General features: G+C 64.4%; 8 protein-coding genes and 1 pseudogene. All 9 read left to right on the forward strand.

Annotated features, from left to right (window positions below):
• Positions 1 to 156 (forward strand): annotated as a pseudogene (locus A5634_RS28250) (LLM class F420-dependent oxidoreductase); the annotation flags it as partial.
• A gap of 18 nt (positions 157 to 174) precedes the next feature.
• On the forward strand, positions 175 to 1,035 hold the full coding sequence (locus A5634_RS15005; RefSeq protein WP_065144840.1) for an LLM class F420-dependent oxidoreductase: 861 nt from the start codon (positions 175 to 177) through the stop codon (positions 1,033 to 1,035).
• A gap of 11 nt (positions 1,036 to 1,046) precedes the next feature.
• Entirely contained in the window at positions 1,047 to 2,042 is a 996-nt protein-coding gene (gene rfbB, locus A5634_RS15010; protein ID WP_065144841.1) for a dTDP-glucose 4,6-dehydratase, read from the forward strand.
• A 2-nt stretch (positions 2,043 to 2,044) separates the two neighbouring features.
• Positions 2,045 to 2,665: a dTDP-4-dehydrorhamnose 3,5-epimerase gene (gene rfbC, locus A5634_RS15015; RefSeq protein WP_065144842.1), complete on the forward strand. Its 621-nt coding sequence runs from the start codon at positions 2,045 to 2,047 to the stop codon at positions 2,663 to 2,665.
• A gap of 89 nt (positions 2,666 to 2,754) precedes the next feature.
• Positions 2,755 to 3,249, forward strand: a complete 495-nt coding sequence (locus A5634_RS15020) for a lipoprotein LpqH (RefSeq protein ID WP_065144843.1) — start codon at positions 2,755 to 2,757, stop codon at positions 3,247 to 3,249.
• 236 nt (positions 3,250 to 3,485) lie between these two features.
• A complete protein-coding gene (locus A5634_RS15025; protein WP_065144844.1) occupies positions 3,486 to 5,006 on the forward strand; it encodes a CoA-acylating methylmalonate-semialdehyde dehydrogenase in 1,521 nt (506 codons plus the stop codon).
• 5 nt (positions 5,007 to 5,011) lie between these two features.
• A complete protein-coding gene (locus tag A5634_RS15030) occupies positions 5,012 to 6,172 on the forward strand; it encodes an acyl-CoA dehydrogenase family protein (protein ID WP_065144845.1) in 1,161 nt (386 codons plus the stop codon).
• A gap of 22 nt (positions 6,173 to 6,194) precedes the next feature.
• Positions 6,195 to 7,079 (forward strand): 3-hydroxyisobutyrate dehydrogenase, encoded by an 885-nt coding sequence (gene mmsB / locus A5634_RS15035; protein ID WP_065144846.1) that lies wholly within the window; start codon positions 6,195 to 6,197, stop codon positions 7,077 to 7,079.
• A 133-nt stretch (positions 7,080 to 7,212) separates the two neighbouring features.
• A partial coding sequence (locus A5634_RS15040) for a PE family protein (protein ID WP_081290443.1) occupies positions 7,213 to 7,706 on the forward strand: 494 nt, incomplete at its 3' end.

Raw genomic sequence — 7,706 nt, forward strand, 5'->3', positions numbered from 1 at the left:
GACTCCGTCGTCGCCTACGGAACCACCGAAGCCATCGCCGCCCGGCTCAATGAACACCTGGACGCCGGCGCCGACCACATCCCGGTGCAGGTCCTGACCAAGAGCGAAAACCTGGTCCCCGCGCTGGCCGAATTGGCCGGGGCACTCACCCGGTAAACGGGTATAGGGGGGCACGTGACCGACATCGTTTCGCTCAAACCCGACCTGGGCCGCTTTGGGGTATGGCTGGGTAGCCGTTCCATCGATCCCGAGCTGGCCGCCCAGATCGAGTCGCTCGGCTACGGCGCCGTCTGGGTCGGTGCCTCACCGGAGGCCGAGTTGGGCTGGGTCGAACCCGCGCTGGCGCAAACCTCGTCGCTGCAGCTGGCCACCGGGATCGTCAACATCTGGTCGGCGCCGGCCGCGCAAGTTGCCGCGTCCTACCACCGCATCGAAGAAGCGCATCCTGGCCGCTTTCTGTTGGGCGTCGGCGTGGGCCATCCCGAGCACACCCAGGAGTACCAGAAGCCTTATGACGCGTTGGTCTCGTACCTTGACGAGCTCGACAGCGCAATGGTGCCCAACAGCCGCCGGGTACTGGCCGCACTCGGCCCGAAGGTGCTGCGCCTGGCCGCCGAACGCAGCGCGGGCGCGCATCCGTACCTGACCACGCCCGAGCACACCGGCACGGCCCGCCACCTGGTGGGCAACTCTGTTTTTCTGGCGCCCGAGCACAAGGTCGTCCTCACCACCGATGCCGACGAGGCGCGAGCGGCCGGACGCAAATTCGCCGACTTCTATATGGGGTTGAGTAACTACGTGAACAACTGGCTGCGGCTGGGGTTCACCGACGAGGACGTCCGCAAGCCCGGCAGCGACCGGCTGATCGACGCGTTGGTGGCCTACGGCACCGCTGACGCGATCGCCGAGCGTCTGCATGAACATCTGGACGCCGGTGCCGACCATGTGGCCATCCAGGTGCTGGGCGCTTCGAGCCCGGAGCGGCTGGTTCCCGTCCTCACAAAACTGGCCGAGGCGCTGAGTCTTAACCGTTAGGGTCTGTACCCATGCGACTGCTGGTCACTGGGGGGGCGGGTTTCATCGGGGCGAATTTCGTGCACAGCACGGTGCGCGAATACCCCGACGATCAGGTGACGGTCATCGATGCCTTCACCTATGCCGGCAGACGCGAGTCGCTGGCAGACGTCGCCGACTCGATCCGGCTCGTGGAGGGCGATATCTGCGATTCGGAGTTGGTCTCGGCACTGGTAGCCGAGTCCGACGCCGTCGTACATTTCGCCGCGGAATCCCACGTGGACAACGCGTTGGACGATCCGGAACCGTTTCTGCACACCAATGTCATCGGGACGTTCACGATCTTGGAGGCGGTGCGACGCCACGGGGTGCGGCTGCACCACATCTCCACCGACGAGGTGTACGGCGACCTGGAACTCGACGATCCGCAGCGGTTCACCGAGTCGACGCCCTATAACCCGTCGAGCCCGTACTCGGCGACCAAGGCCGGAAGTGACATGTTGGTGCGAGCGTGGGTGCGGTCCTACGGCGTACGCGCAACCCTGTCGAACTGTTCGAACAACTACGGACCGTTCCAGCACATCGAGAAGTTCATACCGCGTCAGGTCACCAATGTGCTGACCGGCCGCCGTTGCAAGCTCTACGGGGCCGGAGCCAACGTGCGTGACTGGATCCACGTCGACGACCACAACAGCGCAGTGCGGCGAATCCTGGACAAAGGCGAGATCGGCCGCACCTACCTGATCAGTTCCGAAGGAGAACGGGACAACCTGTCCGTCCTGCGCACCTTGTTATCGATGATGGGCCGCGACCCAGACGACTTCGACCACGTCACCGACCGTGTCGGCCATGACCTGCGTTACGCCATCGACCCGTCCCTGCTCTACAACGAATTGGGTTGGGCGCCAAAGCACACCGATTTCGAAGACGGCTTGCGAGCCACCATCGACTGGTACCGCAACAACGAATCATGGTGGCGGCCACTAAAAGACGCGTCCGAAGCCCGCTACGAAGAACGCGGTCAATGAGCATGCAGGTACGTGAACTAGCCGTCCCAGGCGCCTGGGAGATCACGCCCAAGCTGCACGGCGATTCCCGCGGGATCTTCTTCGAATGGCTCACCGACAAGGGCTTCACCGCATTCGCCGGCCATCGACTGGACGTCCGTCAGGCCAACTGTTCGACATCCGCGGCGGGCGTGCTGCGCGGCCTGCATTTCGCTCAACTACCGCCAAGCCAAGCCAAGTACGTGACCTGCGTTCGCGGTGCGGTGTTCGACGTTGTCGTCGATATCCGGGAGGGCTCACCGACATTCGGCACCTGGGACTCGGTCCTGCTCGATGACCAGGACCGCCGCAGCATCTACATCTCCGAAGGGTTGGCGCACGGTTTCCTTGCGCTGCAAGATGATTCGACGGTGATGTATCTGTGCTCGGCGGAATACAACCCACAGCGCGAGCACACCATCTGCGCCACCGATCCGACGCTGGGGGTCCAGTGGCCGCTGGTGGACGGTGCTGCCCCGAGCTTGTCCGAGCGCGACGCGGCGGCGCCGAGCTTCGAGGATGTGCGGGCTTCGGGCCTGCTGCCCACCTGGGCCGAGACTCAGGAATTCATCGGGCGCTTGCGTGGTGACGTTCGGCCTAGTTGACAAACATCTGTACGGCAGGGTCCTGGCCGTAGATACTGCTTGTCAGCATTTGCTGCGGTGCAAATCGCCATGGACCAAAGGAGACCCTGATGAAGCGTGAGCTGATTGTCTTGAGCGCAGCGACCCTCGTCGCGGGCATGGCCGGATGTTCCAAGGACGACCAGCCATCCGGTCCCTCGTCCAGTTCCCCGGCGTCAAGTTCCGCAGCTGCGTCCAGTGCCGCCGGCAGCCCCGCCGCCGCGCCCGCCGCCGCCGGCGAGACGAAGGTCATCATCGGCGGTCAGCCACAGACCGTCAGCGGTCCGGTGGTATGCGAAACGAATCAAGGCAGGTTCTCGATTGCCATCGGCGACATGATCACTGGTGTCATCGTCGGTTTGGAACAGGACGCGTCCGCCGTACGCAGCGCCGGCCTGGGCACCGTCGACGGCGTGGTGCTCAGCTTCACCGAAGGCGCCCCGGGCAACAGCGCCAAGGCAACAAAGAACGGCAACGCCTACCAAATCACCGGCACTGCCACCGGCGTGGACAACGCCGGACAACAGGTCAGCAAGACCTTCGAAGTCGACGCCACCTGCCCCTAACCGAGCGGATCACCGTCGAAATCAGCACCCACTCCTACACCCCGGTCGGCATCGGGACAGTCGTGTTCGATTCGCTGCCCGCTTAACCGTTCAGGAAGCCGTTCAGGAAGCCGTTCAGGAAGCACTTCAGGCACTGTTTGACCTGCGACAACGTACCGTCCTTGCAGGCCTGCGCCGGAGTTACTAGGATATCCAAGTATCTCTGAAATCCTTAAACTACTTCTCCCGGGACAACCATGACCACGCAGATTCCGCATTTCATCGACGGGCAGCGCAGCACCGGCCAATCCGGCCGTATCGCTGATGTCCTCAACCCCAGCACCGGTGAGGTGCAGGCAACTGTCTCGATGGCCAATCAGGCCGATATCGACGCCGCCGTAGCGTCTGCCGCGACGGCCCAAAAGGGTTGGGCCGCTTGGAATCCACAGCGCCGCGCCCGCGTGCTGATGCGCTTTGTCGACCTGGTCAACAAGAACATCAACGAGCTGGCCGAATTGCTGTCCCTCGAGCACGGCAAAACGCTGGCCGACGCGCGCGGCGACATCCAGCGCGGCATCGAGGTGATCGAGTTCTGCATCGGCATCCCGCACCTGCTCAAGGGTGACTACACCGAAGGCGCCGGTCCGGGCATCGACGTCTACTCGCTGCGGCAGCCGCTGGGTGTGGTCGCCGGCATCACCCCGTTCAACTTCCCGGCCATGATTCCGCTTTGGAAGGCAGGCCCTGCTTTGGCATGCGGAAATGCCTTCATTCTCAAGCCAAGTGAGCGTGATCCGTCGGTTCCGGTGCGGCTGGCCGAGCTGTTCTTCGAGGCGGGCCTGCCCGCCGGTGTGTTCCAGGTTGTGCACGGCGACAAGGAAGCCGTCGACGCGATTCTGCACCATCCTGATATCCAGGCGGTGGGCTTTGTCGGCAGCTCCGACATCGCGCAGTACATCTACTCCACTTCAGCTGCCACCGGCAAGCGCTCGCAATGCTTCGGCGGCGCCAAGAACCACATGATCGTGATGCCCGACGCCGACCTCGACCAAGCCGTCGACGCCCTCATCGGTGCCGGCTACGGCAGCGCCGGCGAGCGCTGCATGGCGATCAGCGTTGCCGTCCCGGTCGGTGAGCAGACCGCAGATCGGTTGCGCGCCAGGCTGATCGAGCGGATCAATGGCCTGCGCGTTGGCCACAGCCTGGACCCGAAGGCAGACTACGGCCCGCTGGTCACCGAGGCAGCGCTGCAACGGGTGCGCGACTACATCGGCCAGGGGGTGGATGCCGGTGCCGAGTTGGTCATCGATGGCCGCGACCGCGCCAGCGACGACCTGACTTTCGGGGATGCAAACCTCGAAGGTGGCTTCTTCATCGGCCCCACCCTGTTCGACCACGTCACTGCGGACATGTCGATCTACACCGACGAAATCTTCGGACCCGTGCTGTGCATCCTTCGCGCACACGATTACGAAGAGGCCCTACGCCTGCCCTCAGAACACGAATACGGCAATGGCGTAGCGGTTTTCACCCGCGACGGCGACACGGCTCGCGACTTCGTCTCCCGCGTCCAGGTGGGCATGGTCGGCGTGAACGTGCCCATCCCGGTGCCGGTGGCCTACCACACCTTCGGTGGTTGGAAGCGCTCCGGCTTCGGCGATCTCAACCAGCACGGTACAGCCTCGATCCAGTTCTACACCAAGGTCAAGACCGTCACCTCGCGCTGGCCGTCCGGCATCAAGGACGGCGCCGAGTTCTCCATCCCCACAATGGATTAGCCCAGATGTTTACTCTCGACGACGAAGAACGGGTGATCACCGAGACGGCGGCAGCCTTCGCCGAGAAGCGGATAGCCCCGTACGCCCTGGACTGGGATGCCAGCAAGCACTTCCCCACCGACGTGCTGCGCGAGGCCGCCGAACTCGGCATGGCGGCCATCTATTGTCGCGACGACGTGGGCGGCAGCGGACTGCGCCGACTGGACGCCGTGCGCATTTTCGAGCAGCTGGCCATCGCCGACCCGGCCACCGCCGCCTTCCTGTCCATCCACAACATGTGCGCGTGGATGATCGACCGGTTCGGCACCGACGAACAGCGCAAGGCGTGGGTGCCACGTCTGGCCGCCATGGACGTCATCGCCAGCTACTGCCTGACCGAGCCCGGCGCCGGTTCCGACGCCAGCGCGCTGAGCACCCGCGCGGTCAAGCAAGGTTCGGACTACGTTCTCGACGGGGTGAAGCAGTTCATCTCCGGCGCAGGGGCATCCGATGTTTACGTGGTGATGGCTCGCACCGGAAGCGAAGGGCCGCGCGGCATTTCGGCGTTCGTCATCGAAAAGGGCACTCCGGGGCTGAGTTTCGGCGCGATGGAGGAGAAGATGGGCTGGCACGCCCAGCCCACCGCGCAGGTGGTGCTCGACGGCGTGCGGGTGCCTGCCGAAGCCATGCTGGGTGGATCCGACGGTGAAGGCACCGGCTTCGGCATCGCGATGAATGGCCTCAACGGCGGCCGACTCAACATTGCGGCCTGCTCACTGGGCGGCGCGCAGGCGGCCTTCGACAAGGCGGGTGCCTACGTGCGTGAACGCCAGGCATTCGGCTCCGCCCTGCTCGACGAGCCGACCGTACGGTTCACCCTGGCCGACCTGGCCACCGGCCTGGAGACATCACGAATGATGTTGTGGCGGGCGGCAAACGCACTGGACGACGATGCCGCCGACAAGGTCGAGTTGTGCGCAATGGCCAAGCGCTACGTCACCGACACGTGCTTCGAGGTTGCCGACAAGGCCCTGCAGCTACACGGCGGCTACGGCTACCTGCGCGAGTACGGCCTGGAAAAGATCGTCCGCGACCTGCGCGTGCATCGGATCCTGGAAGGGACCAACGAAATCATGCGGGTGGTCATCGGCCGAGCTGAGGCCGGACGTTTTCGCGCCAACCTATAGAACACCGTATAGAAAGGCCGGCATGACAACGTCTCTGGCGATTGCGTTCCTGGGGCTCGGCAACATGGGTGGGCCGATGTCGGCGAATCTCATTGGCGCAGGACATCTCGTGCGCGGCTACGACCCGGTGCCCGCAGCGGCGACAACGGCCGCCAACAATGGCGCGGTACTGTTCGACAGCGCCGCCGAGGCGGTGGCGGGGGCGGACGTCGTTATCACCATGCTGCCCAACGGCAATGTGGTTAAAAAGTGCTACACGGAGGTGCTGCCGGCGGCATCCGAGGGCGCGTTGTTCATCGACAGTTCCACCATCTCGGTCAACGACGCCCGCGAGGCCCACGAGCTGGCCGCCAAGCACGGGATGGCACAACTCGACGCGCCGGTCTCCGGCGGGGTCAAGGGGGCGGTGGCCGGGACGTTGGCATTCATGGTCGGTGGCGAAGAAGCTGCGCTGCTGCGCGCGCGTCCGGTGCTGGAACCCATGGCGGGCAAGGTCATTCACTGTGGTGCCGCGGGCGCCGGACAGGCCGCCAAGGTGTGCAACAACATGGTGTTGGCGGTACAGCAGATTGCGATTGGCGAGGCGTTCGTGCTGGCCGAAAAGCTCGGGTTGTCGGCGCAGTCGCTGTTCGACGTGATCACCGGCGCCACCGGCAACTGCTGGGCGGTCAGCACCAATTGCCCAGTGCCCGGGCCGGTTCCGACCTCGCCGGCCAACAACGACTTCAAGCCCGGTTTCGCCGCCGCGCTGATGAACAAAGACCTGGGCCTGGCGATGGACGCGGTGGCCTCGACCGGTTCGGCTGCCCCGCTGGGCACACATGCGGCAAAGATCTATGCCGAGTTCGCCGCCGAGCACGCCGATAAGGATTTCAGCGCGGTCATCGAGATGCTGCGCAGCAATTGAGCTCCTCAAAAGCAGTCGACAATTATCACAGAAAACTAGTGACGCGCTCCTACGGCGGCGCTACGCTGCGGGCCTAGCTAATTTTTGGACAGCCTGTGGATTGGGCTGTCCTCAAGATGCGGGAGTCGCGCCCATGTCGTATGTCTTCGCATTACCGGCTTCGATGAGTGCCGTGGCCACCGATTTGGCCGCAGTCTCCTCGGCACTAAGTACAGCAAATCATGCTGCTGCCGGCGCCACTACTGAGGTTCTTGCAGCAGCCACCGACGAGGTATCCGCGGCTATCGCGAATCTGTTTGGCGCACACGGTCAGCAGTACCAGGACATGAGCCTGCGCGCGGCAGCGTTTCACGACCAGTTCCTGCGCAACCTGGCGGCTGGGGCAAACTCCTACGCGACTGCGGAGACCGCCAGTATCGAGCAGTTGCTCCTCGGCGCGATCAACGCGCCCACCCAACTGCTGTTGGGACGCCCCCTGATCGGGCGAGGCTACGACGCAGCACCCGGATCCGGGCAGGCCGGTGGTGCGGGCGGGTTGTTGTGGGGCGATGGCGGCAACGGCGGCAACGGTGGTGCTGCGGGGTTGTTCTATGGTGACGGTGGATTCGGCGGAAACGGTGGGTCCAG

Source organism: Mycobacterium asiaticum (genome assembly GCF_001673365.1).
Classification (GTDB): domain Bacteria; phylum Actinomycetota; class Actinomycetes; order Mycobacteriales; family Mycobacteriaceae; genus Mycobacterium; species Mycobacterium asiaticum_A.

Excerpts from the sequence above, each read along its gene's own strand:
- A5634_RS15025 (WP_065144844.1), top strand. The coding sequence starts at position 3,486 with ATGACCACGCAGATTCCGCATTTCATCGACGGGCAGCGCAGCACCGGC.
- rfbC (WP_065144842.1), top strand. The coding sequence starts at position 2,045 with ATGCAGGTACGTGAACTAGCCGTCCCAGGCGCCTGGGAGATCACGCCC.
- mmsB (WP_065144846.1), top strand. The coding sequence starts at position 6,195 with ATGACAACGTCTCTGGCGATTGCGTTCCTGGGGCTCGGCAACATGGGT.
- A5634_RS15030 (WP_065144845.1), top strand. The coding sequence starts at position 5,012 with ATGTTTACTCTCGACGACGAAGAACGGGTGATCACCGAGACGGCGGCA.
- A5634_RS15020 (WP_065144843.1), top strand. The coding sequence starts at position 2,755 with ATGAAGCGTGAGCTGATTGTCTTGAGCGCAGCGACCCTCGTCGCGGGC.
- rfbB (WP_065144841.1), top strand. The coding sequence starts at position 1,047 with ATGCGACTGCTGGTCACTGGGGGGGCGGGTTTCATCGGGGCGAATTTC.